General features: G+C 61.8%; 21 protein-coding genes and 3 tRNA genes. 20 read left to right on the plus strand and 4 right to left on the minus strand.

Features of this window, described 5'->3' with window-relative positions:
- Positions 1-106 precede the first annotated feature (106 nt).
- The 15 genes from AC1DVE_RS03385 to AC1DVE_RS03455 all read left to right on the plus strand — a co-directional run bounded on the left by AC1DVE_RS03385 (position 107) and on the right by AC1DVE_RS03455 (position 13679).
- Entirely contained in the window at positions 107-1117 is a 1011-nt protein-coding gene (locus AC1DVE_RS03385) for an aspartate-semialdehyde dehydrogenase (protein WP_477783745.1), read from the plus strand.
- A gap of 205 nt (positions 1118-1322) precedes the next feature.
- The gene (locus tag AC1DVE_RS03390; RefSeq protein WP_477783746.1) at positions 1323-3950 is read left to right on the plus strand and encodes a motility hub landmark protein FimV; all 2628 of its coding nucleotides are present in this window, start codon (positions 1323-1325) and stop codon (positions 3948-3950) included.
- 299 nt (positions 3951-4249) lie between these two features.
- Positions 4250-5074 carry a tRNA pseudouridine(38-40) synthase TruA gene (gene truA / locus AC1DVE_RS03395; protein WP_095943676.1) on the plus strand — a complete coding sequence of 275 codons (825 nt, stop codon included), beginning with the start codon at positions 4250-4252 and terminating at the stop codon, positions 5072-5074.
- Between the two features lie 63 nt (positions 5075-5137).
- Positions 5138-5764: a phosphoribosylanthranilate isomerase gene (locus AC1DVE_RS03400; protein ID WP_223454286.1), complete on the plus strand. Its 627-nt coding sequence runs from the start codon at positions 5138-5140 to the stop codon at positions 5762-5764.
- A 217-nt stretch (positions 5765-5981) separates the two neighbouring features.
- Positions 5982-6902, plus strand: a complete 921-nt coding sequence (accD, locus tag AC1DVE_RS03405) for an acetyl-CoA carboxylase, carboxyltransferase subunit beta (RefSeq protein ID WP_108217781.1) — start codon at positions 5982-5984, stop codon at positions 6900-6902.
- Entirely contained in the window at positions 6899-8206 is a 1308-nt protein-coding gene (gene folC / locus AC1DVE_RS03410) for a bifunctional tetrahydrofolate synthase/dihydrofolate synthase (protein ID WP_223454290.1), read from the plus strand. The genes accD and folC overlap by 4 nt, the downstream gene beginning before the upstream one ends.
- Complete coding sequence (locus AC1DVE_RS03415; protein WP_223454292.1) at positions 8190-8843, plus strand: SPOR domain-containing protein; 654 nt, start codon at positions 8190-8192, stop codon at positions 8841-8843. The genes folC and AC1DVE_RS03415 overlap by 17 nt, the downstream gene beginning before the upstream one ends.
- 98 nt (positions 8844-8941) lie before the next feature.
- Positions 8942-9502: a CvpA family protein gene (locus AC1DVE_RS03420; RefSeq protein ID WP_223454294.1), complete on the plus strand. Its 561-nt coding sequence runs from the start codon at positions 8942-8944 to the stop codon at positions 9500-9502.
- Between the two features lie 41 nt (positions 9503-9543).
- Positions 9544-11049 carry an amidophosphoribosyltransferase gene (purF, locus tag AC1DVE_RS03425; RefSeq protein ID WP_223454296.1) on the plus strand — a complete coding sequence of 502 codons (1506 nt, stop codon included), beginning with the start codon at positions 9544-9546 and terminating at the stop codon, positions 11047-11049.
- 81 nt (positions 11050-11130) lie between these two features.
- Positions 11131-12342, plus strand: coding sequence for an O-succinylhomoserine sulfhydrylase (locus AC1DVE_RS03430; RefSeq protein WP_223454298.1), 1212 nt, complete (start codon positions 11131-11133; stop codon positions 12340-12342).
- Complete coding sequence (locus AC1DVE_RS03435; protein ID WP_223454299.1) at positions 12339-13115, plus strand: SDR family oxidoreductase; 777 nt, start codon at positions 12339-12341, stop codon at positions 13113-13115. The genes AC1DVE_RS03430 and AC1DVE_RS03435 overlap by 4 nt, the downstream gene beginning before the upstream one ends.
- The gene (locus AC1DVE_RS03440) at positions 13105-13266 is read left to right on the plus strand and encodes a hypothetical protein (RefSeq protein WP_223454301.1); all 162 of its coding nucleotides are present in this window, start codon (positions 13105-13107) and stop codon (positions 13264-13266) included. The genes AC1DVE_RS03435 and AC1DVE_RS03440 overlap by 11 nt, the downstream gene beginning before the upstream one ends.
- Before the next feature lie 25 nt (positions 13267-13291).
- A tRNA-Val gene (locus AC1DVE_RS03445) sits at positions 13292-13367 on the plus strand.
- 53 nt (positions 13368-13420) lie between these two features.
- Positions 13421-13497: transfer RNA gene (locus AC1DVE_RS03450), tRNA-Asp, on the plus strand.
- Positions 13498-13602: 105 nt separating this feature from the next.
- Positions 13603-13679, plus strand: a tRNA-Asp gene (locus AC1DVE_RS03455).
- A gap of 136 nt (positions 13680-13815) precedes the next feature.
- On the opposite strand, the gene aldA is transcribed toward AC1DVE_RS03455, so the two are convergent.
- Genes aldA through AC1DVE_RS03475 form a run of 4 tightly spaced genes read right to left on the minus strand, consistent with a single transcriptional unit; the run spans position 13816 to position 18581 of the window.
- On the minus strand, positions 13816-15249 hold the full coding sequence (gene aldA, locus AC1DVE_RS03460; RefSeq protein ID WP_223454303.1) for an aldehyde dehydrogenase: 1434 nt from the start codon (positions 15247-15249) through the stop codon (positions 13816-13818).
- A 19-nt stretch (positions 15250-15268) separates the two neighbouring features.
- On the minus strand, positions 15269-16069 hold the full coding sequence (locus tag AC1DVE_RS03465) for an aldolase/citrate lyase family protein (protein ID WP_477783747.1): 801 nt from the start codon (positions 16067-16069) through the stop codon (positions 15269-15271).
- 14 nt (positions 16070-16083) lie between these two features.
- Positions 16084-17268: an L-rhamnonate dehydratase gene (gene rhmD, locus AC1DVE_RS03470; RefSeq protein ID WP_477783748.1), complete on the minus strand. Its 1185-nt coding sequence runs from the start codon at positions 17266-17268 to the stop codon at positions 16084-16086.
- 17 nt (positions 17269-17285) lie between these two features.
- Positions 17286-18581, minus strand: a complete 1296-nt coding sequence (locus AC1DVE_RS03475; RefSeq protein WP_223454309.1) for an MFS transporter — start codon at positions 18579-18581, stop codon at positions 17286-17288.
- A gap of 124 nt (positions 18582-18705) precedes the next feature.
- Here AC1DVE_RS03475 and AC1DVE_RS03480 point away from each other — a divergent pair, with 124 nt between their 5' ends.
- The 5 genes from AC1DVE_RS03480 to AC1DVE_RS03500 all read left to right on the plus strand — a co-directional run bounded on the left by AC1DVE_RS03480 (position 18706) and on the right by AC1DVE_RS03500 (position 25401).
- On the plus strand, positions 18706-19647 hold the full coding sequence (locus tag AC1DVE_RS03480) for a LysR family transcriptional regulator (protein ID WP_223448423.1): 942 nt from the start codon (positions 18706-18708) through the stop codon (positions 19645-19647).
- 176 nt (positions 19648-19823) lie between these two features.
- Entirely contained in the window at positions 19824-22655 is a 2832-nt protein-coding gene (locus tag AC1DVE_RS03485; protein WP_223454311.1) for a xanthine dehydrogenase family protein molybdopterin-binding subunit, read from the plus strand.
- Positions 22648-23187, plus strand: a complete 540-nt coding sequence (locus AC1DVE_RS03490) for a (2Fe-2S)-binding protein (RefSeq protein ID WP_007982256.1) — start codon at positions 22648-22650, stop codon at positions 23185-23187. The genes AC1DVE_RS03485 and AC1DVE_RS03490 overlap by 8 nt, the downstream gene beginning before the upstream one ends.
- Before the next feature lie 2 nt (positions 23188-23189).
- Entirely contained in the window at positions 23190-24428 is a 1239-nt protein-coding gene (locus AC1DVE_RS03495; protein WP_223542933.1) for a cytochrome c, read from the plus strand.
- A gap of 1 nt (position 24429) precedes the next feature.
- Entirely contained in the window at positions 24430-25401 is a 972-nt protein-coding gene (locus AC1DVE_RS03500) for an XdhC family protein (RefSeq protein WP_223532628.1), read from the plus strand.
- Positions 25402-25486: the final 85 nt, after the last annotated feature.

Here is a 25486-nt window from a genome sequence, read left to right on the forward strand (position 1 = left end):
GCTCGCGATGAGGCCGGCACGAACACCACAAATCTCCCGCCGAATTGCCTGCATCCCCACCACCCGGTAAAGTGCCGCTCCCCCCGTTTCGCCAGAGGTAAAACCCATGAGCCAGACCATTGATATTGCCGTGATCGGCGCCACCGGTACTGTCGGCGAAACACTCGTGCAGATTCTCGAAGAGCGCGATTTCCCGATCGGCAACCTTCATCTGTTGGCCAGCAGCGAATCGGCCGGCAGTTCGGTACCGTTTCGCGGCAAGAACGTGCGGGTGCGGGAGGTCGATGAGTTCGACTTCAGCAAGGTGCAGTTGGCATTCTTTGCCGCCGGCCCGGCGGTTTCGTTGAGTTTTACTTCCCGCGCGACCGATGCCGGTTGCTCGGTGATCGATCTCTCCGGTGCCTTGGCGGCCGAAAAGGCGCCGCAGGTTGTGCCTGAGGCCAACGCTGAGGTGTTGGCCGGCTTGAAAAAGCCGTTTCAGCTCAGCAGTCCAAGTCCGTCGGCCACCACGCTGGCGGTGGTGCTCGCGCCACTGATGGATTTGCTCGACTTGCAGCGCGTCAGCCTGACCGCCAGCCTGGCGGTATCGGCCCAGGGCCGCGAAGCCGTGAGCGAGCTGGCGCGGCAGACCGCCGAGCTGCTGAATGTGCGGCCGCTGGAGCCGAAATTCTTTGATCGGCAGATGGCCTTCAACCTGTTGGCCCAGGTCGGCAAACCGGATGAGCAAGGTCATACGTTGCTGGAAAAACGCCTGGTGCGTGAGCTACGCCAGGTCATGGCGCGGCCTTCATTGAAGATTTCCGTCACTTGCATTCAAGCCCCGGTGTTTTTTGGCGATAGCTATAGCGTGACCCTGCAGTCCGCGAGTGAAATCGACCTGGCGAAAATCAATGCGGCCCTGGAAGACGCACCCGGCATCGAGCTGGTGGAAGCCGGCGATTACCCGACGCCGGTGGGCGATGCGGTAGGGCAGGATGTGGTCTACGTCGGTCGGGTTCGCCTGGGTATCGACGACCCGTCGGAACTTAATCTGTGGCTGACGTCAGATAACGTACGCAAAGGCGCGGCGCTCAACGCTGTGCAGCTGGCCGAGTTGTTGCTTAAAGACCTGCTGTAAAAGATACTTTGCAACAATTTGTCGAATGATTCCGCGCGTGCCTATGCTTGCCGGAGTGCTGAAGGCGAGCCACTCTGCGGGGCTTTGCCGGGCATCAATGAAATGACCGCGCGCGACGACCCTCGCCGTTGCGCGCAATGCCTTACGGCAGCGGCTATCAATACCTTCTCGCTGGCCGAGGAATGTTCAAACTAAGGATGAGCTAATGGTTCAAGTTCGCAAACTGGTGTTAGCAATAGCGGCCGCCTCGGCGCTGTCCTCCGGTATGGCGCATGCCCTCGGGCTCGGGGAGTTGACCCTGAAATCGACGCTCAACCAGCCGCTGGTAGCGGAAATCGAGCTGCTCGATGTCAAGGATCTCACCGCCGCCGAAGTGGTGCCGAGCCTGGCCTCACCAGACGATTTCGCCAAGGCCGGTGTCGACCGCCAGGCGTTTCTCAACGACTTGACCTTTACCCCGGTGCTTAACGCGAGCGGCAAAAGCATCCTGCGCGTGACCTCCAGCAAACCACTCTCCGAACCCATGGTGAAGTTCCTGGTTCAGGTCATGTGGCCGAACGGCCGCTTGCTGCGCGACTACAGTGTGCTGCTCGATCCGTCCAAATTCTCGCCGCAAACCGCTGAAGCGGCTGCGCAACCGACGTCAACGGTTGCCGCGCCCGTCACCGGTGCGACCAAACCGTCGCAATACACCACCACGCCGCGCGATACCCTGTGGGAAATCGCCGCGAAGGCGCGTAACGGCGGTTCGATCCAGCAGACCATGCTGGCTATTCAGGCGCTGAACCCGGATGCATTCATCGACGGCAACATCAACCGCTTGAAAACTGGCCAGGTGCTGCGCCTGCCGGACCAGGCACAGAGCACGGGCCTGCCGCAAGCCAAGGCCATTGCCGAAGTGGCTGCGCAGAACACCGCATGGCGCCAGGGGCGTCGCTACGTGGCGAAACCCGGGGCAGGGCAGCAACAGCTTGACGCCACCAGTCGCGCTCGTACCGATGGTGCTCCGACGCAAGCGACCACCGACAAGCTGAGCCTGGTGTCTGCCGAGTCCGGCAAGAACCGTGGCAAAGGGGCTGCCGGAGATGCCAAGGCCCTCAGCAACAAGTTGGCGGTGACCCAGGAAAGCCTCGACAGCAGCCGTCGTGATAACGCCGAACTGCAAAGCCGCATGACCGATCTGCAAAGCCAGGTGGACAAGCTGCAACGCCTGATCGAGTTGAAGAACAATCAACTGGCCAAGTTGCAGGCCGAGGGCGCTGCGGGTGCACCAGCGGCTGCGACAGCTCCGGCGATGTCGGCCGAGCTGGCTGCAAACCCGGCAGCGCCTGGTCCGGCTGAAACTGCGCCAGTGGTCACAGCGCCCGAGGCAACTGCGGTGCCGGCCGAGAAGCCCGTTGAGGCGACACCGGCAGCATCCGATGATCAGAAATTCAATGAGTTGCTGGCCAATCCGGTGCTGCTGGGCCTGGTGGGTGGCGGTGCGGTGATTCTGCTGCTCTTGCTGCTGTTGCTGGCGCGCCGCCGCAAAGCCCAGCAAGAAGCCGAAAAGCATATGCGCATGGCCCGTGCCTTGGCCGAAGAACAGCCGTTCCCGGCCGATTTCGACTTGCCGGAAAGCAGCTTCGAAGGCCTTGGAGTTCCGTCGCCGAGTGTGAAGCTGGCGACTGCCCCGACGCCTGCTCCCGCGCCAGCGCCGGTGGTTGCTCCGGTGGTGATGACCACGCCGATTGCCGCACCATTGGTGGCTCCGGCCGCCGAGCGTTCCGACGACGTGCTGGGCCAGGCTCAGTCGCACATCAATGCCGGTCGCCTGAATCAGGCTGCCGCGTTGCTGGAGGACGGCGTCAAGCAAGAGCCGAAGCGCAGCGACTTGCGCTTGAAACTGATGGAAGTCTACGGCCAGCAAGGCGACCGCGATGCGTTCGTCGGCCAGGAGCGTCAGTTGGTGGCCAATGGCGACAACTTCGCCCAGGTTGAAAAGCTCAAAAGCCGCTTCCCGGCCATGGCGCTGGTGGCTGCCGGTGGCATCGCCGCAGCCGCCGTTGCTGCCGAACTGGACGCGCAATACGTCAAGGATCTGTTACTCGATGAGCCGCAAGCACCGGCGCCAGAGCCAGTGCCAGCGCCGTTCGAGGATGACCTCGACAGTGCCTTCGATTTGAGCCTGGATGATCTGGACGCGATTACGCCTGTGGCGCCTGCACCTGCACCTGCACCTGCACCTGCGCCGGAGCCTGAAGTGACGGCGCTGGCGGACCTGGACGAGTTCCCGCTGGATGACGATCTGAGTTTTGAGTCGGTGTTGCAGCAACAGACTGAAATCAAGGAAAACCTCGACGACCTGTCGGACTTCGATCTCGACCTGGATCTCGGTGCGCAACCGTCGCCGGCGATGCTGGCTGAAGACGATTTCCTGCTGGATCTGGACGAAGGTGTGAAAGATTTCCCGGTTGCCGAAACTCCAGCTGTCCCTGAGGTCGCACTGGATGACCTGGAATTGCCTGCCGATTTCGATTTGTCGCTGGCCGACGAGCTTGATGCACCGGATGCGTTCGCGGCAGAGCTGGATGATGTCAACGCCGAGCTGGAGAGCTTGTCCAACAGCATCGGCGAGCCGACCTTTACCGAAGCTGATGCAGCACTGGGTGACGATGATGACTTCGACTTCCTCTCGGGTACTGACGAAGCCGCTACCAAGCTCGATCTGGCTCAGGCTTATATCGACATGGGGGACAGCGACGGTGCTCGCGACATCCTCAATGAGGTGGTGAGCGAAGGCAGTGCCGAGCAGAAGAATGAAGCCGAGGAAATGCTTTCGCGCCTGGCTTGAGTGATCGGTATGTTTTAAAAAAGCGGCAGCCCATTGAGGCTGCCGTTTTTTTCAGTGAGTACCCGTGTTCCTTGGGATTTTCGCGAGCAGGCTCGCTCCCACATTGGGTCAATGTCGTTCGCGATATTGGGCTCTGCGCCAATCCCCTGTGGGAGCGAGCCTGCTCGCGAAGAGGCCCTAACATTCACTCCAGTCCCTCAGTTGTACTGGCATCCCCTCCAGTCGGCCTTATAATGCCCGCCTTTGGTACATCAGCAGGCTGTCCCTCCTTGGCAAATATAGATAACCCGGTCGCCGAAATGGCAGCCGACGGCTTTTTCCGGATCGCGCTGGGCGTCGAATACAAAGGCTCGCGCTACCGCGGCTGGCAGCGCCAGGCGTCCGGGGTGCTCACCGTGCAGGAAACCCTCGAAAACGCCTTGTCCAAAGTCGCCGACTCACCCGTTTCGCTGATGTGCGCCGGGCGTACCGACGCCGGGGTGCATGCCTGCGGACAGGTGGTGCATTTCGACACCCAGGTCGAGCGTTCGATGAAGGCCTGGACCATGGGCGCCAACATCAACTTGCCCCACGACGTCAGTGTCAGTTGGGCCAAGGTTATGCCGGCGCATTTCCATGCGCGGTTCAAAGCCATTGCCCGGCGTTATCGCTACGTGATCTACAACGATCAGATCCGCCCGGCGCACCTGAACGAAGAGGTGACCTGGAACCACCGTCCGCTGGACGTCGAGCGCATGGCCGAGGCCGCCCAGTACCTGCTCGGCACCCATGATTTCAGTGCTTTTCGCGCCGGTCAGTGCCAGGCCAAGTCGCCGATCAAGGAGCTGCATCACCTGCGTGTCACCCGTCACGGCAAGATGATCGTGCTGGATATCCGCGCCAGCGCCTTCCTGCATCACATGGTGCGCAACATTGCCGGCGTGCTGATGACCATTGGCGCCGGAGAGCGTCCGGTGGAGTGGATGAAAGAGGTGCTGGAGAGCCGGATTCGCCGGACCGGTGGCGTGACCGCGCATCCATTCGGTTTGTATCTGGTGCAGGTCGAGTACCGTGACGAGTTCCAATTGCCCGAGCGTTACATCGGTCCACACTTCTTGACCGGTTTCTCGGAACTTGGCGGCTGACGCCCTCGAACGCTTTTGTTACCATCCGGGACTTTCCTGGATTTGTCTTGGAGTTGTGCCAACATGTCAGCCGTTCGCAGCAAGATCTGTGGGATTACCCGCATGGAAGATGCGTTGGCAGCCGTCGAAGCCGGGGCGGATGCCATCGGATTCGTGTTCTACGCCAAAAGCCCCCGTGCGGTAACGTTCCAGCAGGCGCGCTCGATCATCAAGGCACTGCCGCCGTTCGTGACCACCGTGGGCTTGTTCGTCAATGCAAGCCGGTGCGAATTGGGTGAAATCCTCGACGCGGTGCCCCTGGACCTGCTGCAATTTCACGGCGATGAAAGCGCGGCCGAGTGCGAAGGTTGGCACCGCCCGTACATCAAGGCGCTGCGGGTCAAGGCGGGTGATGACATCGCCGCGGCCTGTGATGCTTACGCCAGTGCCAGCGCAATCTTGCTCGATACCTATGTCGAAGGCGTTCCCGGAGGAACCGGCGAGGCGTTTGACTGGTCACTGATACCGCAAGGCTTGAGCAAGCCGATCATTCTGGCGGGCGGTCTGACGCCGGATAACGTCGCCGAAGCGATTGCCCGCGTTCGGCCTTATGCCGTGGATGTCAGCGGCGGGGTAGAGGCGAGCAAGGGCATCAAGGATCACGCAAAGATTCAGGCATTTATCAAAGCGGTACGCGGTAACACCTGTTGATGTGACGGCTGGCAGACTGCCGCCGTCCACTGCACTGTACAAAGCGGATGCACTGCACACAGCAGGCAGATCCGAGGGTTTGTGGTTGCACGCAGGTCATGTTTCGCGCTGACCGTGGCAGTCCATCGACCCTCTTCGCACACATGAATTTAGCGCTAGGGCATACACGGGGCTGCGAACCAGAGCGTTCGGGCCACCGGTACTGGAGAAAGAAAGCATGAGCAACTGGTTAGTAGACAAACTGATCCCTTCGATCATGCGTTCCGAGGTCAAGAAGAGCTCGGTGCCTGAAGGTCTTTGGCACAAATGCCCGTCTTGCGAGGCTGTGCTGTATCGTCCGGAGTTGGAAAAGACCCTGGACGTTTGCCCCAAGTGCAACCATCACATGCGTATCGGCGCCCGCGCCCGTATCGACATCTTCCTCGATGTTGAAGGCCGTACCGAGCTGGGTGCAGACCTGGAGCCGGTTGACCGTCTGAAATTCCGCGACGGCAAGAAGTACAAGGACCGCCTGACCGCTGCACAAAAGCAGACCGGCGAAAAAGACGCACTGGTTTCCATGAGCGGCACTTTGCTGGGCATGCCGGTCGTGGTCTCGGCGTTCGAGTTTTCCTTCATGGGTGGTTCGATGGGCGCCATCGTCGGTGAGCGTTTCGTGCGCGCCGCCAACTACGCCCTGGAAAAACGTTGCCCGATGATCTGCTTCGCGGCTTCCGGCGGTGCGCGGATGCAGGAAGCGCTGATTTCCCTGATGCAAATGGCCAAGACCTCCGCGGTGCTGGCTCGTCTGCGTGAAGAAGGCATCCCGTTCATCTCCGTGTTGACCGACCCGGTCTACGGCGGCGTTTCCGCCAGTCTGGCGATGCTCGGCGACGTGATTGTCGGCGAGCCGAAGGCGTTGATCGGTTTTGCCGGTCCGCGAGTGATCGAGCAGACCGTGCGTGAAAAACTGCCGGAAGGCTTCCAGCGCAGCGAGTTCCTGCTGGAGCACGGTGCCATCGACATGATCATCGACCGTCAGGAGCTGCGTCCGCGTCTGGGCAACCTGCTGGCGCAAATGATGGGCCTGCCGACGCCGCAGTTCGTGGCTGCACCCATCGAGCCGATCGTGGTTCCACCGGTACCCGCCAGCCTATGACCCAACGTACCCTTGGCGAATGGCTCGCCTACCTTGAGCAGTTGCACCCTTCGGCCATCGACATGGGCCTGGAGCGGTCGCAGCAGGTAGCGTCCCGCATGGGACTGGGCAAGCCGGCACCTCGGGTGATCACGGTCACCGGGACCAACGGCAAGGGTTCCACCTGTGCGTTCGTGGCGTCCTTGCTGCGGGCCCAGGGCTTGAAAGTGGGGGTTTACAACTCCCCGCACCTGCTGCGTTACAACGAGCGGGTAACGGTCAATGGCGTCGAAGCCACGGACGCCGAGCTGTGCGAGGCCTTTGCCGCGGTAGAGGCCGGGCGCGGCGACACTTCCCTGACTTACTTCGAAATGGGCACCCTGGCGGCATTCTGGCTGTTCCAGCGCTCCGGGCTCGATGCGGTGGTGCTGGAGGTCGGTCTGGGCGGTCGTCTGGACACGGTCAACGTGGTGGACGCCGACATGGCGCTGGTCACCAGTATTGGCGTCGATCATGCGGATTACCTCGGTGATACCCGAGAGTCCGTGGCCTTCGAGAAGGCCGGTATCTTCCGCCAAGGCGCGCCTGCGCTCTGCGGCGATCTGAACCCTCCACAACCCCTGCTGGACAAGGCGCGCGAGCTCAATTGCCCGTTTTTCCTGCGTGGGCGCGATTTTGACCTCGGTGTGACCGATCACAACTGGCAATGGCGCGGTGTCGATGCGCAAGGGCGCGTGGTTGAGCTGCGCGACCTGCCACTGCTCGATCTGCCGATGGAAAACGCTGCACTGGCGTTGCAGGCGTACCTGCTGCTCGGCTTGCCTTGGGTGGATGCGCAGATTGTCGAGGCGCTGCGGGCAACGAAGGTGGTCGGTCGTCTGGATCGCCGCGAGTTCGAGTGGCAAGGCAAGCGCTTGAATCTATTGCTGGATGTGGGGCATAACCCTCATGCGGCGGAGTATCTGGCTCGTCGCCTGGCCAGTCGTCCACCGGTCGGCAGGCGTCTGGCGGTGTTCGGGTTGCTGGCGGACAAAGACCTGGGTGGTGTTGTCGGCGAATTGAATGCTAGTGTCCAGCACTGGGCTGTCGCACCGCTGGATTCGCCTCGGGCGCGTTCGGTTGCGGATTTGCACGCCGCGCTGCAAGGCCTTGGGGCTTCGGTCACGTCATACGACAGTGTCGCGGCCGCCCTGGAAGGGCAGTGCGCGCAGGCCACGAGCGACGACGAAATCCTGTTGTTCGGATCATTTTATTGTGTCGCCGAGGCCCTTGAATGGCTGGCTCGGCGCTCCACGGAGGACGCGGCGAATGGCATTGCTGGATAAGGCATACAAACAGCGCATGGTTGGCGCCCTGGTGTTGGTCGCGCTGGCGGTGATTTTTCTGCCGATGCTGTTTTCCCGCCAGGACGAACAGCGCCAGGTGAAGGTCGAAGCGCCTGCGGCTCCGCAGGCGCCTGCGATGCCCCAGGTACAGGTCGAGCCGGTGGTGGTACCTGAACCGCAAGCCTTGCCTCAGGAACCCGTGCCGAGCGATGAAGAAATCGCCCAGCAGGAATCGGCGGTGCCAGCTGCGCCGCTGGCTCCAGCGCCTGCAGCCAAACCGCCTGCACCCGCGCCGGTCCCGGCTTTGGCGGCTAAACCTGCGACAGCGCCTGCCCAGCCGATCACCGCGGCACCGGGCAAGCCGGACACCACGCAAAGCCGTGTCGATGCCAATGGTTTGTCTGTCAGCTGGTCCGTGCAACTGGCCAGCCTGTCGAGTCGTGAAAGCGCGGAAAAGCTTCAGAAAACCCTGCGCAGCCAGGGTTACAACGCCTACATCCGTACCGCCGACGGCAAAAACCGGGTGTTTGTCGGGCCGCTGATCGAGCGCGCTGAAGCCGACCGGCTGCGTGACTTGCTGAACCGCCAGCAGAACCTCAAGGGGTTTGTCGTGCGCTTTCAGCCGGAACGTGGCTAAAACTATCGCCCCGATTTGAAATGCACTGACAATCGCAGCTTACCGATAAGCATGGGCTCTGCTAAAATGCGCCGCCTTATCCGTCTGTAGGCTGCACTGTGCCATTTACCTGGGTTGACTGGGCGATCGTAGCAATCGTCGCCATCTCCGCATTGATCAGTCTGAGCCGCGGCTTCGTCACAGAAGCACTGTCGCTGCTGACCTGGATCATCGCAGGAGTCGTAGCCTGGATGTTCGGTGGCTCACTGTCCGAGTACCTCGGCGGGTACATTCAAACGCCATCGGCACGTATAATCACGGGCTGTGCCATCATGTTTGTCGCCACTTTAATCGTAGGCGCAATGATCAATTATCTTATCGGCGAACTGGTTCGCGTCACCGGGCTCTCCGGGACCGACCGATTCCTCGGCATGGCCTTCGGCGCCGCGCGTGGCGGGTTGCTGGTGGTTATCGCCGTCGGGCTGTTGAGCCTGGGGCCGGTACAGCAGGACGGGTGGTGGAAAGAGTCACAGCTCGTGCCAAAATTTCTATTGGTTGCAGACTGGTCCAAAAACCTGATCCTCGGGTGGAGCAGTCAGTGGCTTGCCAGCGGAATCAGCGTACCCGCTGATATTCCGTTCAAGGAGCAACTCTTGCCGATGGCCAAAACGCCTCGGTGAGTAGTGCTCAGTTCAGATCCATTAAGTAGGGGTTGCGTCGCATGTGTGGCATCGTCGGTATCGTCGGTAAGTCGAACGTCAATCAGGCGCTGTATGACGCGCTAACCGTCCTCCAGCACCGCGGCCAGGACGCTGCCGGTATCGTGACCAGCCATGATGGCCGGTTATTCCTGCGCAAGGACAACGGCCTGGTGCGTGACGTGTTCCACCAACGTCACATGCAGCGCCTGGTCGGTCACATGGGCATTGGCCATGTGCGTTATCCAACCGCGGGCAGCTCGACTTCGGCTGAAGCTCAACCGTTTTACGTCAACTCGCCTTACGGCATCACCCTGGCGCACAACGGTAACCTGACCAACGTTGAACAACTGGCCAAGGAGATTTACGAATCTGACCTGCGCCACGTCAACACCAGTTCCGATTCGGAAGTGCTGCTCAACGTGTTCGCGCACGAACTGGCCCAGCGCGGCAAGTTGCAGCCGACCGAAGAAGACGTGTTCGCCGCTGTAACCGACGTGCACAACCGTTGCGTCGGTGGTTATGCCGTCGTGGCGATGATCACCGGCTACGGCATCGTCGGTTTCCGCGATCCGCACGGCATCCGCCCGATCGTTTTCGGCCAGCGTCACACCGACGAAGGTGTCGAGTACATGATCGCCTCGGAAAGCGTTTCCTTGGACGTGCTCGGCTTCACCCTGATTCGCGACCTGGCACCGGGCGAAGCGGTCTACATCACTGAAGAGGGCAAGCTGTACACCCGTCAGTGCGCGACCAACCCGTCCCTGACGCCGTGCATCTTCGAACACGTCTACCTGGCGCGTCCGGATTCGATCATCGACGGCGTGTCGGTCTACAAGGCCCGCCTGCGCATGGGTGAGAAACTGGCCGAGAAGATCCAGCGCGAGCGTCCGGATCACGACATCGACGTGGTCATCCCGATTCCGGACACCAGCCGCACCGCGGCGCTGGAACTGGCGAACCACCTGGGCGTGAAGTTTCGCGAAGGCTTCGTGAAGAACCGCTACATCGGCCGGACCTTCATCATGCCGGGCCAGGCCGCGCGGAAAAAATCCGTACGCCAGAAGCTCAACGCCATCGAGCTGGAATTCCGCGGCAAGAACGTGATGCTGGTGGACGACTCGATCGTTCGTGGCACGACGTGCAAGCAGATCATCCAGATGGCCCGCGAAGCCGGCGCCAAGAACGTCTACTTCTGCTCCGCGGCACCGGCCGTTCGCTACCCGAACGTCTACGGCATCGATATGCCGAGCGCTCACGAGTTGATCGCCCACAACCGTTCGACCCAGGACGTAGCCGACCTGATCGGCGCTGACTGGTTGATCTATCAGGACCTGCCTGACTTGATCGAAGCGGTCGGTGGCGGCAAGATCAAGATCGAGAAGTTCGATTGCGCGGTGTTCGACGGCCAGTACGTCACCGGCGACGTCGACGAGGCTTACCTGAACAAGATCGAGCAGGCACGCAACGATGCCTCCAAGGTCAAGACACAGGCAGTCAGTGCGATCATCGATCTGTACAACAACTGAGTTTCTACCGGCCCTGAGGGGCCGGTTTTGTATCTGGCAAAAAGACTTCTATCTATCAAGAGCAGGGCAAGGAGTGACAGCATGAGTCAGGAATGGGATGCCGGTCGGCTGGACAGCGACCTCGAAGGTGTAGCGTTCGATACCCTGGCCGTACGCGCCGGTCAGCACCGCACGCCGGAAGGCGAACACGGTGATCCGATGTTCTTCACCTCCAGCTACGTGTTCCGTACCGCCGCCGACGCCGCTGCGCGCTTCGCTGGCGAAGTGCCGGGCAACGTTTATTCGCGCTACACCAACCCGACCGTACGCGCGTTCGAAGAGCGCATCGCCGCGCTGGAAAGCGCTGAGCAGGCCGTGGCCACGGCCACCGGCATGGCGGCCATCATGGCCGTGGTGATGAGCCTGTGCAGCGCCGGTGATCATGTGCTGGTGTCGCGCAGCGTATTCGGCTCGACCATCAGCCTGTTCGAAAAGTACTTCAAGCGCTTCGGTATCGAAGTCGACTACGTCGCCCTGGCCGATTTGTCCGGTTGGGATGCTGCGATCAAGGCCAATACCAAGCTGTTGTTCGTTGAATCGCCGTCCAATCCGCTGGCCGAGTTGGTGGACATTGCGGCGCTGTCGGAAATCGCCCATGCCAAAGGCGCGATGCTGGTGGTCGACAACTGCTTCTGCACCCCGGCCTTGCAGCAGCCGCTGAAAATGGGCGCGGACATCGTCGTGCACTCGGCCACCAAGTTCATCGACGGCCAGGGCCGTTGCATGGGCGGCGTGGTCGCCGGTCGTAGCGAGCAGATGAAAGAAGTGGTTGGCTTCCTGCGTACTGCCGGGCCGACCCTGAGCCCGTTCAATGCCTGGATCTTCCTCAAGGGCCTGGAAACCCTGAACCTGCGGATGAAGGCGCATTGCGCCAACGCCCAGCAACTGGCCGAGTGGCTGGAGCAGCAGGAAGGTATCGAGAAAGTCCATTACGCCGGCCTCAAGAGCCATCCGCAGCACGAACTGGCGCTGCGCCAGCAGAAGGGCTTCGGTGCGGTCGTCAGTTTTGAGGTGAAGGGCGGCAAAGAGGGCGCCTGGCGCTTTATCGATGCCACGCGCCTGATTTCGATCACCGCCAACCTGGGCGACAGCAAGACCACCATCACCCATCCGAGCACCACCTCCCATGGTCGCCTGGCGCCGCAAGAGCGTGAAGCGGCAGGCATTCGTGACAGCCTGATCCGCGTTGCGGTCGGTCTGGAGGATGTGGCGGACCTGCAAGCCGATCTGGCGCGCGGTCTGGCTGCATTGTGATCGAGTTGTCTACGCCGACCACTGGCTCAAATGGCCGCGTAGCGCTGGTGACCGGTGCTGCGCGGGGCATTGGCCTGGGGATCTCGGCCTGGCTGATCAGCGAAGGCTGGCAAGTCGTGCTGACGGATCTGGATCGGGGGCGCGGTTCGAAAGTGGCGAAAGTGCTGGGCGACAACGCCTGGTTCATCGCCATGGATGTCTCCAACGAGGGGCAAGTCGCGCTGGGCGTGGCCGAGGTGCTCGGCCAGTTCGGGCGCCTGGATGCGCTGGTATGCAACGCAGCGGTTGCCGATCCGCACAACATCACCCTGGAAAGCCTCGACCTGGCCCACTGGAATCGGGTGTTGGCGGTGAACCTCAGTGGGCCGATGTTGCTGGCCAAACACTGTGCGCCGTACCTGCGCGCTCACAGCGGTGCCATCGTCAATCTGGCCTCGACCCGCGCCGGGCAGTCGGAACCCGACACAGAGGCCTATGCGGCGAGCAAGGGCGGTTTGTTGGCCTTGACGCATGCGTTGGCCATCAGCCTTGGCCCGGAGATCCGGGTCAATGCCGTCAGTCCAGGCTGGATCGATGGGCGCGACCCCTCGGTGCGGCGTGCCGAACCATTGACCGAGGCCGATCATGCCCAGCATCCGGCGGGCAGGGTAGGGACGGTCGAGGATGTCGCGGCGATGGTGGCCTGGCTGCTGTCGAGGAACGCCGGGTTTGTCACCGGCCAGGAATTCGTGGTCGATGGCGGCATGACCAAGAAGATGATCTATGAGCAGTGAACGGCAGCTTCAAGCTTCAAGCTGCAAGTTAAAGCGTGACGGTGGTATGCCTGCTGTATGCGTACTTGCTTTTACTCGAAGCTTGAAGCTAAAAGCTGTTTTTGAAAAAAACTTCAATCCTGCTATTGACTTAGGTTCGCTACCTGCGTAAATTTCGCGGCCTCGGAGATGCAAACGGGTGATTAGCTCAGCTGGGAGAGCGTCTGCCTTACAAGCAGAATGTCGGCGGTTCGATCCCGTCATCACCCACCACTTCCGAGATACTTGCGAAAGCAAGAGGTAGGCTGAAATGCCTCCACCGACGCGCAGCGGTAGTTCAGTCGGTTAGAATACCGGCCTGTCACGCCGGGGGTCGCGGGTTCGAGTCCCGTCCGCTGCGCCATATTTTCCGAGTCAGGTCCGCCCTGATTCGAGATTGAAAGAGAGATTGAAAAGTCTCAGAGCTTTTAATCAGACGAGTTAATTGAGCGTCAGCTCAAAGCGATACGCAGCGGTAGTTCAGTCGGTTAGAATACCGGCCTGTCACGCCGGGGGTCGCGGGTTCGAGTCCCGTCCGCTGCGCCATATCTGCCCCGAGGCCCGCTGAACGCCTTGGAGCTACGAAGAAACCGTTGGTTACTTCGAGTCGATAGCAAAAACCCTGGTCGAAAGACCGGGGTTTTTTGTGTCTGCGATTTGGCAATCTGCCTGAATACCTCGCTCAGCCCTGCAAATACACCGCGTGGGTATGGGTGTATTCGTACAACCCGTGTTTGCCATCCGCGCCGCCGATGCCGGACTTGCGCACGCCAGCGTGGAAACCCTGCATCGCTTCGAAATTCTCGCGGTTGACGTAGGTTTCGCCAAAATCCAGCTCGCGCATCGCCTGCAGGGTTTTGCTCAGGTCGCGGGTGTAGATCGATGAGGTCAGGCCATAGTCGCAGTCATTGGCCAGGGCGATGGCTTCGTCCAGGTCATCAACGATCTGGATCGGTAGCACCGGGCCGAAAATCTCTTCGCGCATGATCTCCATATCGGCACGACAACCGGCCAAAACGGTGGGCTGGAAGTGGAAGCCATTGGGCAGGTCAGCGATTTGCCCACCGCTGATCAGGCTTGCGCCCTGGCTCAACGCGGTGCGGACTTTGCGATTGACGCTGTCCAGGCCCTGACGATTGATCAGCGGACCCATTTCGACGTCGGGCTGTGCAATCGGGTCGCCATAGCGGGTCGCGCTCATGGCCGCTGCGATGCGCTCGATAAATTGATCCGCCACCTTGCGCTCGACATACACCCGCTCAGCACAATTGCACACCTGGCCGCTGTTGATGATGCGCGAATCGCGGATCGCCCTGACCGCCAGGTCGAGGTCTGCATCCGCCAGCACAATGGCCGGTGCCTTGCCGCCCAGTTCCAGATTGAGCTTGGTGATGTTTGGCGCGGCGGCGGCCATGATCCGCGAGCCGGTTTCGACGCTGCCGGTGAAGCTGATCATGTCCACGCCTTTGTGCGCACTCAGTGCCGCGCCGACTCGGCCGTCACCGCAGACCACGTTGAACACACCGGGCGGCAGGTCGGTTTCGGCCACCAGTCGGGCAAATTCGAAGCAGTTGTTCGGGGTTTCTTCGCTGGGCTTGATGACGATGGTGTTGCCGGTCAGCAGGGCCGGGGCCATCTTGCGGGCGATCAGGAAGAACGGGAAATTCCACGGCAGGATCCCGGCCACCACGCCCAGCGGTTTGCGGAACAGGAAGATGTTTTCGTCCTGGCGGTCGCTGGTGATGATTTCACCTTCGATGCGCCGGGCCCATTCGGCCATGTAATCGAGATAATCGGCGGTGAAATTCACTTCGACTTCCGCCAGCCCGCTGGTCTTGCCTTGTTCCAGAGTGATGGTTCGTGCCAGGTGCGCAACGTTTTCCCGCAGTTTGGCGGCGATCCGGCGCAAGTAGCCGGCGCGGTCATTCGCCGGTTTGCGCGCCCAGTCTTTCTGCGCGGCACGGGCGGCAGCGAGGGCGCGGTCGACGTCCTCGGCGGTCGAGGCCGGGACTTTCGACAGCACGGCGCCGGTGGCCGGGTTGATCACATCGAGGTGGGCAGCGGTGGCCACGAACTGGCCGTCGATGAAGTTTTCGTAAACAGGCACGGATGACATGGTGCGACTCCTTGGCAGATCAGTAAGTGCGTGACGGCGCTTGGGTGGTAGCGGGTTCGCGGTAGCGGGCGAGGGTGGCCATGGCGCTTTGGCGCAGCAGGCTGATGTCGATGGCCACGGCAATGAACTGGCAGCCCCAGTGCTGGTAGCGGCGGGCGTCTTCTTCGTTGGGGGCTAGAATCCCGCAGGCCTTGCCGGCCGCCAGCGTGGCGTTCACGGCGTGTTGAATCCGCTCCTGGACTTGCGGGTGACCGGGGTTGCCGGCATGGCCCAGGCCGATCGACAAATCCGCCGGCCCGATAAACACCGCATCCACGCCCTCGACGGCGGCGATCGCTGCGACGTTTTCCACGCCGATCCGCGATTCCACCTGTACGATCAGGCACAGTTGTTCATGGGCAGTATTCAGGTAGTCCGGCACACCGTCCCAGCGGGTGGCGCGGGTCAGGCCGCCGCCGACCCCGCGAATGCCGTGGGGCGGGTAGCGCATGGCGCGCACCAGTGCCTGTGCCTGCTCGGCGGTTTCGACCATCGGGATCATCAGCGTCTGTGCGCCGATATCCAGCAGTTGCTTGATCAGGTTGGCATCGCCATTCACTGCGCGCACCACCGGCGCAGTCGAGTAGGGCGCCACGGCTTGCAACTGAGCGAGTACACCGGGCACGGTATTTGGCGCGTGCTCGCCATCGATCAGCATCCAGTCGTAACCGGTGGTGGCGACGATCTCGGCGGCGTAGCCGGTGGCGAACCCGGCCCAGATTCCGTACCGGGTCTCGCTGTTGTTCAGTGCGGCCTTGAACGCGTTGTGCGGCATGTTCATGTCGAACTCCTTTCTCAGCGGTTATACGGCCGATGCAGTTGGCATTCCGGGTTGAGGGTCACGCCGAAACCAGGCTGGTCGAGAGCGGACAGGCGCATGCGGCCATTGACCGGCACCGGTTCGCCGAGCAATTGCGGGTGGAACATCGGCACTACTTCGTCGGCCTTCGGCGCCATCATCAGGAACTCGGCGAACGGGCTGTTATGCCGGGTGGCGACGAAGTGGTAGCTGTACACCGAAGAACCGTGAGGGATGACCAGCGCGTTGTGGGCGTCGGCCAGGGCCGAGATCTTCACCAGTTCAGTGATGCCGCCGCACCAGCCGACATCCGGCTGGATGATGTCGCAGCAGCCCATCTCCAGCAGCATGCGGAAGCCCCAGCGCGTGGCTTCGTGTTCGCCGGTGGTCACCAGCATGCCCTTGGGCACGTTGATGCGCAGGGCTGCGTAGCCCCAGTAATCGTCCGGCGGCAGGGCTTCTTCGATCCATTTCAAGCCGTATTCGTGGGCGCCAACCGCCAGTTTGGTGGCGTAGTTGAGGTCCAGGCTCATCCAGCAATCGAGCATCAGCCAGAAGTCCGGGCCGACGCGTTCGCGCATGGTTGCCAGTTCCTCCAGATTTTTGCGCAGGCCTTCCTCGCCTTCCGCCGGGCCGTGGTGCAGCGGCATCTTGCCGCCGATGAAACCCATTTTCTGCGCCAGGTCCGGGCGGGCGCCGGTGGCGTAGAACTGCAACTCGTCGCGAACCGCACCACCGAGCAACTGATGCACGGGCTCCTGGCGGATCTTGCCGAGCAAGTCCCACAGCGCCAGGTCAACGCCGGAGATCGTGTTGATGACGATGCCCTTGCGCCCGTAGTACAGGGTCGACTGGTACATCTGGTCCCAGATTTTTTCGATGTCGGTGACCCGGGCGCCTTCGAGGAAGCGCGCCAGGTGCTTTTCGACAATGTAGGCGGCAGGCTCGCCGCCAGTGGTCACGGCAAAACCGACGGTGCCGTCGCTGGCTTCGATTTCCACCACCAGGGTGCCGAGTACGTTGATGCCGAAGGTGCGGCGGCTCTGGCGGTACTCGGGGTATTTGCTCATCGGCGTGGCAATGTGATCGTCGATCCAGTGGCCGTCGGCCTGGTCGTGATAATCCGCGCCGCCGCCTCGCAGAGTGAAAGCGCGGACGTGTTTGATGGTTGGAATGCCCATGGTGTGACTCCTCAGGTTTAAACGGTGGCCGGTTTGTTCGAGGCTTTATGGCCGGGTGCGCGTATGCCCAGCACCAGCAACGCGGCGATGACGGTGGTAGCGGCCAGCACGTACAAGCCTGCTGCCGGTGAATGGAAGGCGCCTTCGGCCCAGTTCTTCAGCACTGGGGCGATGAAGCCACCGAGGGCGCCGAACGAGTTGATCAGGGCGATCCCGGCCGCGGCGGCGCTGCCGGCGAGGTAGCTGGAGGGGAAGGTCCAGAACACCGGTTGCACGGCGATGAAGCCGGACGCGGCAAAACACAGGGCGATGATCCCCAGCAGCGGGTTGCTGAAGGTCACCGAGCAGGCGATCCCGGCGGCGGCCATCAACAAGGTCAGGCAGGCGGTGCGGCGACGTTCGCCGGTGCGGTCGCTGTAGCCGGGAATCAGGTAGGCGGCGAGCAATGCGCAGATCCATGGAATCGCCGTGACCAGGCCGACCATCAGCCCGACCTTGGTGCCCAGCAGTCCGCCAACCTGGCTCGGCAGATAAAACACCACGCCGTAGACGCTGGCCTGGATCAACAGGTAGATCAGGCACAGGTACAGCACCGAGGGTTGGCAAATGACGTTGAGCAGGCTGCGGCCGTGGTTCTGTTTATGGCTGTCTTCCTGATCGAGCAGGCTCTGCACTTGCTGGCGTTCCTCGACGGTCAGCCACTTGGCGTCGGCCGGGCGGTTGTCCAGGTACCAGTAGGCCCAGATGCCCACAGCCGTGGCCATCAGGCCTTCAACGGCAAACAGCCACTGCCAGCCGTGTAAACCGGTAAAGCCGTCCAGTTCCAGCAGCAGGCCGGACAACGGGCTGCCGAAGATGAACGCCAGCGGCGCACCGAAGTAGAAGAAGCCCATGGCCTTGCCGCGCACGGCGCTGGGAAACCAGTAGGTGAGGTAGAGGATCACGCCGGGGAAGAAGCCGGCTTCGGCCACGCCCAGCAGGAAGCGCAGGACGTAGAAGCTGGTTTCAGTGTGGGCGAAGACCATGGCGGCGGAGACCAGGCCCCAGGTGACCATGATCCGGCACATCCACAGGCGGGCGCCGACGCGGTGCAGGATCAGGTTGCTCGGCACTTCGAGCAGTGCGTAACCAGCGAAGAACACGCCGGCGCCGAAGGCGAAGGCGGCATCACTGATGTTGGTATCGGCCTGGAAGGCTTGCTTGGCGAACCCGACGTTGGCGCGGTCGAGGAAGGCCATGATGTACATCAGCAGGAGAAACGGGAGTAGCCGCCAGGAAATTTTGGCGAGCAGAGGCGCGGGTAGAGTCTTCATCGCAGTTTTCCTTTGGTAGGGCATTTGTTCTTATGGGGAAGACTGTACGGCCGCTGATCGATACGTTACAAATCGAATCTAGCTCACAACTGATACCCTCAGGGTATCGATAAAAAGGCCCGCCATGACCACGCCGACCATCTCCCGCAGTCTGCTCAATCGCCTGCGCTACAAGCATCTGCACATGCTGGTGACGCTCAGCACCAGCCAGAACCTGCACCGCGCCTCGCAAAGTCTGAACATGTCGCAACCGGCGGCAACCCGCATGCTCCATGAGATTGAAGACATGTTCGGCTGCGATCTGTTCGAGCGTCTGCCGCGGGGGATGCGCCCGACAGCGCTGGGCCAGGAGCTGATTCGCTTTGCCGAGTCGGCCATCAGTGGCCTCGACCGTTGTGCCGAGGACCTGATGGCGCGGCAGCAGGGCGGCTACGGCTATCTGTCGATCGGTACCATCATGGGCGCGGCGCCAGATCTGGTGATGGATTCGATTGCCGAGATCAAGGCGCTCAATCCGCAGCTGCGGATTCGCATCATGGGCGACACCAGCGACCAGGTGATCCAGTTGCTGGAACAGGGCCGCATTGACCTTGCCATCGCCCGGCGCAATGCTGCCACCGACAGTGAGCATTACGTCTTCGAGCAATTGGGTAACGAACGCTTGCTGGTGGTGGTGCACGCCGGCCACCCGTTGGCCCGGCGCAAAAAACTGGAGATGGCGGAGCTGGTCAGCGGTTGGCCGTGGATCCTGCAACCGGAAACCAGTCCGGCGCGCATCGGTCTGGATCAGGCGTTGCAGCGCCTGGCCTTGCCGTTGCCGGCAGACATCATCGAATGCAGTTCGGTGTACTCCATGCAGCAACTGATTCAGCTGACCGACGCGATCATGGTGCTGTCGGAAACCGCATTGCGCGACTATCTTAAAATGGGCCTGGTAGTGGCGCTGCCGGTGGAACTGGATGTGCAAATGGCGCCATTCGGGCTGCTGTTGCGCAAGGGCGAGCACATCAGTCGGGAGTTGGGGTTGTTCATCGATCTGCTGCGTCGAAAAGTCGCGGTTTTTTGATTTCTTGGTCAGTTTTTGGTTTTCCGCGAAGGCATAAGCCTATAAACTTAACCTTTCGGTCAGCTTTGCACTGTCACCAACAGCCCTTTGCATCGTCGAAAAGGGCTTCTGCAAGACTCGAGATTTCCAGAACATAACCAGAAGGGCGGACCCCATAACCGCCCAGAGGATGATCCATGTCCAACCGTGATATATCCCGGCGCTCGTTCCTTCAGGGCGGGCTGGTAGCGGGTGTGAGCGTGACGCTCACGCCGTTGAGCAGCCAGGCGCTGGCCGCCTTGATGGAAAACAGCGTGACCGTGCCGTCCGAGCAGTGGCTCGGCAATAACGGCAAGGCGCGCGCCCGTAACGATGCCTTGTCCAAGGTCTGCGGCAGCAAAGTCTTTGCCCGCGACATCCGTGCCAAGGACATGCCGGGCTGGCCGCAGCAGCAAGGCCACGCCATGCTGCTGAAAACCATCAAGGCCGACCACATCTTTGCAGGCATCGACCTGTCTTGGCTCGGCGCCGAGTTGCAGCCGGACCGCATCGTTACCGCCGAGGACTTGGTCAAGGACGGTATCGTGTTCCCTGAGGAGCACGCCCCGGATCCACTGTTGCCGGCCGGCAAGGTGCCGATGTTCATCGGCCACCCGGTGGCGATCCTGATCTGGAACGATTTCGAGCGCTTCCGTCAGGCCAAGAACCAACTCAAATTCAATGACAAGGCAATTCGCTACGGCGATAAAGCGCCGTTTTATGAAGGCGATCCCTACGGCAGCTTCCGCTACGTGCGCGTCGGCGGCGCAACCTCGGCGGACGAAGACGAGTTCGCCAGCCTCAAGGATTCGATTCTGTTCCCGATGCTGAAAAACCGTCGTCCGGTGTGGAACTCCCAGCCGAACCTGCACGGCAACCTGACCGAGCGCGGGCTGTTCTACGCCGAGCGCATGAAGCAGCAGATCGACACGCCGCCGGACAACTGGCTGGTGTTCGACGAGCGCTACAAGACCCCGTCGATCGAGCCGGCCGCGTTGGAGCCGGACAACGGCAACGGCTGGTACGACCCGGCCACCAAGACCCTGCATTTCGTCGTCGCCACCCAGTGCCCGCTGGAAGCGGCGACCGAAACCGCGAAGATGATCGCACCGTCGCGTTTCGGCCTGGCCAACCTGAACATGCACCCGGGTTACACCGTCGGTTACGGCTCCAAGGATCACAACATTTTCGTCTACTACGCAGCGTTGGCCGCGTTGTACGGCGCCGGTGTGCCGGTGCGCCTGGCCAACGACCGCTACGAGCAGTTCCAGAGCGGCATCAAGCGTCACCCGTTCGACATTCGCTACCAGTTGGCGGTGGACAAAACCGATCACAGCTTCAAGATTTTCCGTTCGGAGATGAGCGTCGACGGTGGCGGGCGAATCAACTACAGCCCATCCGTGGCTGCGGTGGGCGCCACGGCGGCACAGTCGATCTACTACATGCCGCAGAACGATCTGCAGGTCACGGCCTATCACTCCCGCGCCGTTGAAGCCGGGTCGATGCGCGGCTACGGCACCCTGCAGAGCATGGCGGCGACCGAGATGATGGTCGACGAAATCGCCGGTCGCCTCGGTGTCGATGCCATTGAACTGCGCCGTAAAAACGCACTGCGCTCGGGTATGAAAAACACCCAGGGCGCGATCCCGGCCGGTGCCTTGCGCCTGCACGAGATTCTCGACAAAGCGGCCGTCCACGACACCTGGAAAAACCGCGACGCGATCAAGAAACAACGCGAAGCCGCCGATCCGGACAACTGGTACGGGGTGGGTTTCGCCATCTGCCAGAAAGACTTCGGTACCGGTTCCGAAGCGCCGATGGCCAGCATTGAATTCACTGCCGAAGGTCGCATCAGCCTGCGCCACATCGGTATCGAAATTGGCACCGGCATGTCCACCTCCCAGGCCATGGTCGTGGCCGATTTCCTTGGTATTCCGGCGCACGAGGTGAAGACCGGCGAAACCGAATGGAAAGAGTTGCAGCTGATCAGTGGCGGCAACCCGTACATCATGAGCCAGGCCGAGCAGGACAACTTCCTGCGCAATCCACGCTGGGTCGGCAAGGTCGCTTCGGCTTCGTCGGCCACCAACTCGGCGTACTACTTCAGCCACGCCACCCGTGAAGCGGCGCGCGTGCTGTTCAACCACGGCCTGTGGCCGGCGGCGCTGGAGATCTGGCGCCAAGGCCCTTACGGCGGCCAGGCCAACCCTTACGTGGTGCGCCGCGAAGACGCCCATTGGGTCGACGGCAAGCTCACGGCCAACGGCATGGAGCCACTGCCATTCGCCATGCTCGCCAAGCGCGTTCACGAGCGGGGCCTGGTGAGCGGCGCCACCGTGCACGGTTTCAACCGCTGGAGTTGGGCCGAGGCTGAGTTCAGCATCGATGGTGTGCGTGAGCGCTTGCCGCTTGACGGTCTGGCCGTGAAGTACGGCGACGGTGCACCGAAGGCGAAGAAGGCGCAGATGAACAGCGCCGGTTTCCATCTGCTGGATCGGCAGGGCATCGCCTACCCGGCGACCCAGCTGAACAACGCGGCGGTGACTTACTACAGCCCGGTCGCGACGCTGGTGGAAGTGAAGGTCAACAAGGGTTCGAACGAAGTGTCGGTGCTCAATCATCACTCGTGGGTCGAGTGCGGTCGGGTGCTGGTGGAAGAACTGGTCAGGGGCCAGCTCGAAGGTGGGATCGCCATGGGCATCGGCCATGCGCTGATGGAAGAGATGCCGTTGTACGAAGGCGGGCCGGGGGAGGGTGACTGGAACTTCAACCGTTACCGCCTGCCAATGGCGCGTCACGTCGCGGTGTGGAAACAGACGGCGGACATCCTGCCGCCGCTGTCGCCGAGCGACCCGTCCAAGGGCATCGCCGAGGTGGTGATGATCCCGGTGGTCGGTGCCATCGGCAACGCCGTGGCCCATGCCATCGGTAAACGTGTCCGCGACCTGCCTATCACTTCTGCACGCATCAAGGAGGCCCTCAATGGCTAACCGTCCGCTTCAACTGACCCTCAACGGTCAATCCGTCGGCCCGGTGGACATCCCTGATGACCTGCCGATGATCGACTACCTGCACGAATACAAGAACCTCACCGGTTCGCGCCTGGGTTGCGGCCAGGGCATCTGCCACGCCTGCGTGGTGATCGTCGACAACCCCGATGGCACCAGCGAAGAAGTGCGCACCTGCATCACCGGCGCACACTATTTCGAAGGCAAGAAAGTGCGGACCATCGAAGGCCATGCGACCCGCGACGAGCAGGGCAAGGTCACCGAGCTGAACCCGATCCAGCAGCGCTTCGTCGACGAGTTCGCCTTCCAGTGCAGCTACTGCGCGCCGGGCTTCGTGAATGCCGCGACCGTGCTGGTGGAAAAGCTGCAGCGTCAGCCCATCGTCAAAAGCCAGCTGGAAAAAGTCATCGAGGACAGCCTCGGTCATCACATCTGCCGTTGCACCGGGTACGTGCGCTACTACAGCGCCACGCGCAACGTGCTGACCGATCTCGGCCTGGTCAAGGAGGGTTAAGCATGAAGCTTCTACTTAGCCGCCTGGCGTTGGCGGTTGGTCTGGCTGCGCCTGTGGTGGCGGCTCACGCGGATGATGCGCAGGTCAAGCAAGGCGAATATCTCGCCCGCGCCGCCGACTGCATGGCGTGCCACACCGCGCCGGGTGGCGCGCCCTATGCGGGCGGCCTGCCGATCGCGTCGCCGTTCGGTACGATCTACGGCACCAACATCACCCCGAGCAAAGAGCACGGCATCGGCCTGTACAACGATGACGAGTTCTTCGCCGCGCTGACCGAAGGCAAGCGCCGCGATGGTGCGAACCTGTATCCGGCGATGCCCTACACCTCGTATCACCTGATGCCGCGAGCAGATTCCGACGCGATTCATGCCTACCTGAAAACCGTCGAGCCGATCGAGCGTGCTGCGCCGGTCACCAGCCTGAGCTTCCCGTTTAACGTGCGCCTGGGCCTGATGGGCTGGAACATGATGTACGGCAAGGACGTGAAGCTGGAGCCTGCCGAGGGCAAGAGCGAAGCCTGGAAGCGCGGCCAGTACATGGTCGACGTTCTGGGGCACTGTGGCGAATGCCACACCCCACGCGGCTTGCCGGGTGCGATGCAGCAGGACAAGCGCATGACCGGCGGGCTGCTTAACGGTTATCTGGCGCCGAGCCTGCTGGCCACTGACCTGGCGGCCCGTGGCTGGAATCACCAAGACCTGAGCTCCTTCCTCAAGCACGGCATGAGCGCCCAGGGCACGATGTTCAACGAAATGTTCCCGGTGTTCCACAACAGCACCCAGGGCCTCAGCGATCCGGATCTGGCGGCGATGGCGACCTTCCTGCTGGGCGATCAGCCGCCAGCGGCGAAAGTGCTCACCGAAGTGCCGTTGGACAAGCTGAGTCCGAGTGCCCAGCGCGGCCGTCAGGAATATTTGAATGTCTGCGCCGGTTGCCATGCGCCGGGCGGTGAGGGCAAGCCGCATATCGCCGTGGCCATGCGCGGTAACACCACGTTGCGCCTGGAAGATCCGCGCAACCTGGTACGGGTGATCGACGACGGTATCGGTGAACAGAAGTTCTCTGGTTTCGAACACATGCAACCGATGCCAGGGTTCGCCGCGAAATTGAGCGACGAGCAACTCACGGATCTACTGAACTACCTGCGTCAGGGGTGGGGCGGTCAGCCGAATGATCTGGCTGTAAACGACGTGCAGAAGTTGCGGGCCGATGCGCCGCCGCTCGAGCACAAGGCCCACTGATATGCAGCATCTCGATCTGCAAGTGATACGCCGGGCGCTGCAGTGGTCGGCGGCCGGGCAGCGCATCTGGCTGTGTACGGTGCTGACCACGTACGGCTCGGCACCGCGCGCACCGGGTTCGCTGCTGGCGGTGAACACGCAGGGGCACTGGATTGGCTCGTTGTCCGGTGGCTGTGTCGAGGAAGACTTTCTCGAGCGAGTCGCCGAGGGCGCGTTTCTGGAACCGGTCAGCGTTGTTCGTTACGGCGAAGGCGACGACCCACGCTCGCGCGTCAGCCTGCCGTGTGGCGGGGTGCTGGATGTGCTGGTCGAGAAGCTTGATGGCGATTGCGAGGTGCAAGCGCATCTGCGGGAGCTGGAGTCGGCGCTGCTGGGTCGGCGTCGGTTGATCCGCGAAGTGGATCTGCAAAGCGGTGCGCGCAGCCTGTTAGATGATCGTGAGCAGGGTGTGCGTATCGAGCGTGAAATCGACCGGGTGCGCGTGCGTGTCGGCGCAGCCCAGCGCTTGCTGCTGGCGGGGTATTCCAGTGTAGCCCAGGCCTGTGCGGAGTTTGCCGTGGGCCTGGGCTTCGAGGTGATTCTGTGTGACCCGCGGGACGAAGTGCTGGAAGGCGTCGTGCTGGAAAACGTGGAGATTCGTCGCCAACTGCCGTCGGTGTTCATCGCCGATGGAGGCTGTCACAGCGACACGGCGGTGGTGGCGTTGACCCACGACCCACGTATCGATGACCTGGCGATGATGGAGGCGGTTCGCACCGAGGCGTTTTACATCGGTGTGATGGGCTCCATGCAGACCTCGCAAAAGCGCTTCGAGCGCTTGCGGCGTATTGGTGGGCTGGGGGATGTCGAGTTGGGGCGGATTCATGCGCCCATCGGGCTGAACCTGGGCAGCAAGACGCCAGCAGAGATCGCGCTGGCGGTACTGGCGGACATCCTGCGGATTCGCAGCGGTATCCCACGAGATCGTCTCTAACCCGAAACCCCTGTGGGAGCGAGCTTGCTCGCGATGAGGTCGTAACATCCAACATATTCGTTGGCTGCTAGACCGATATCGTCGG

The sequence above is a fragment of the Pseudomonas sp. P4_B4 genome, from assembly GCF_056402255.1.

Excerpts from the sequence above, each read along its gene's own strand:
- AC1DVE_RS03385 (WP_477783745.1), top strand. The coding sequence starts at position 107 with ATGAGCCAGACCATTGATATTGCCGTGATCGGCGCCACCGGTACTGTC.
- AC1DVE_RS03390 (WP_477783746.1), top strand. The coding sequence starts at position 1,323 with ATGGTTCAAGTTCGCAAACTGGTGTTAGCAATAGCGGCCGCCTCGGCG.
- truA (WP_095943676.1), top strand. The coding sequence starts at position 4,250 with ATGGCAGCCGACGGCTTTTTCCGGATCGCGCTGGGCGTCGAATACAAA.
- AC1DVE_RS03400 (WP_223454286.1), top strand. The coding sequence starts at position 5,138 with ATGTCAGCCGTTCGCAGCAAGATCTGTGGGATTACCCGCATGGAAGAT.
- accD (WP_108217781.1), top strand. The coding sequence starts at position 5,982 with ATGAGCAACTGGTTAGTAGACAAACTGATCCCTTCGATCATGCGTTCC.
- folC (WP_223454290.1), top strand. The coding sequence starts at position 6,899 with ATGACCCAACGTACCCTTGGCGAATGGCTCGCCTACCTTGAGCAGTTG.
- AC1DVE_RS03415 (WP_223454292.1), top strand. The coding sequence starts at position 8,190 with ATGGCATTGCTGGATAAGGCATACAAACAGCGCATGGTTGGCGCCCTG.
- purF (WP_223454296.1), top strand. The coding sequence starts at position 9,544 with ATGTGTGGCATCGTCGGTATCGTCGGTAAGTCGAACGTCAATCAGGCG.
- AC1DVE_RS03430 (WP_223454298.1), top strand. The coding sequence starts at position 11,131 with ATGAGTCAGGAATGGGATGCCGGTCGGCTGGACAGCGACCTCGAAGGT.
- AC1DVE_RS03440 (WP_223454301.1), top strand. The coding sequence starts at position 13,105 with ATGAGCAGTGAACGGCAGCTTCAAGCTTCAAGCTGCAAGTTAAAGCGT.
- aldA (WP_223454303.1), bottom strand. The coding sequence starts at position 15,249 with ATGTCATCCGTGCCTGTTTACGAAAACTTCATCGACGGCCAGTTCGTG.
- AC1DVE_RS03465 (WP_477783747.1), bottom strand. The coding sequence starts at position 16,069 with ATGAACATGCCGCACAACGCGTTCAAGGCCGCACTGAACAACAGCGAG.
- rhmD (WP_477783748.1), bottom strand. The coding sequence starts at position 17,268 with ATGGGCATTCCAACCATCAAACACGTCCGCGCTTTCACTCTGCGAGGC.
- AC1DVE_RS03475 (WP_223454309.1), bottom strand. The coding sequence starts at position 18,581 with ATGAAGACTCTACCCGCGCCTCTGCTCGCCAAAATTTCCTGGCGGCTA.
- AC1DVE_RS03480 (WP_223448423.1), top strand. The coding sequence starts at position 18,706 with ATGACCACGCCGACCATCTCCCGCAGTCTGCTCAATCGCCTGCGCTAC.
- AC1DVE_RS03485 (WP_223454311.1), top strand. The coding sequence starts at position 19,824 with ATGTCCAACCGTGATATATCCCGGCGCTCGTTCCTTCAGGGCGGGCTG.
- AC1DVE_RS03490 (WP_007982256.1), top strand. The coding sequence starts at position 22,648 with ATGGCTAACCGTCCGCTTCAACTGACCCTCAACGGTCAATCCGTCGGC.
- AC1DVE_RS03495 (WP_223542933.1), top strand. The coding sequence starts at position 23,190 with ATGAAGCTTCTACTTAGCCGCCTGGCGTTGGCGGTTGGTCTGGCTGCG.
- AC1DVE_RS03500 (WP_223532628.1), top strand. The coding sequence starts at position 24,430 with ATGCAGCATCTCGATCTGCAAGTGATACGCCGGGCGCTGCAGTGGTCG.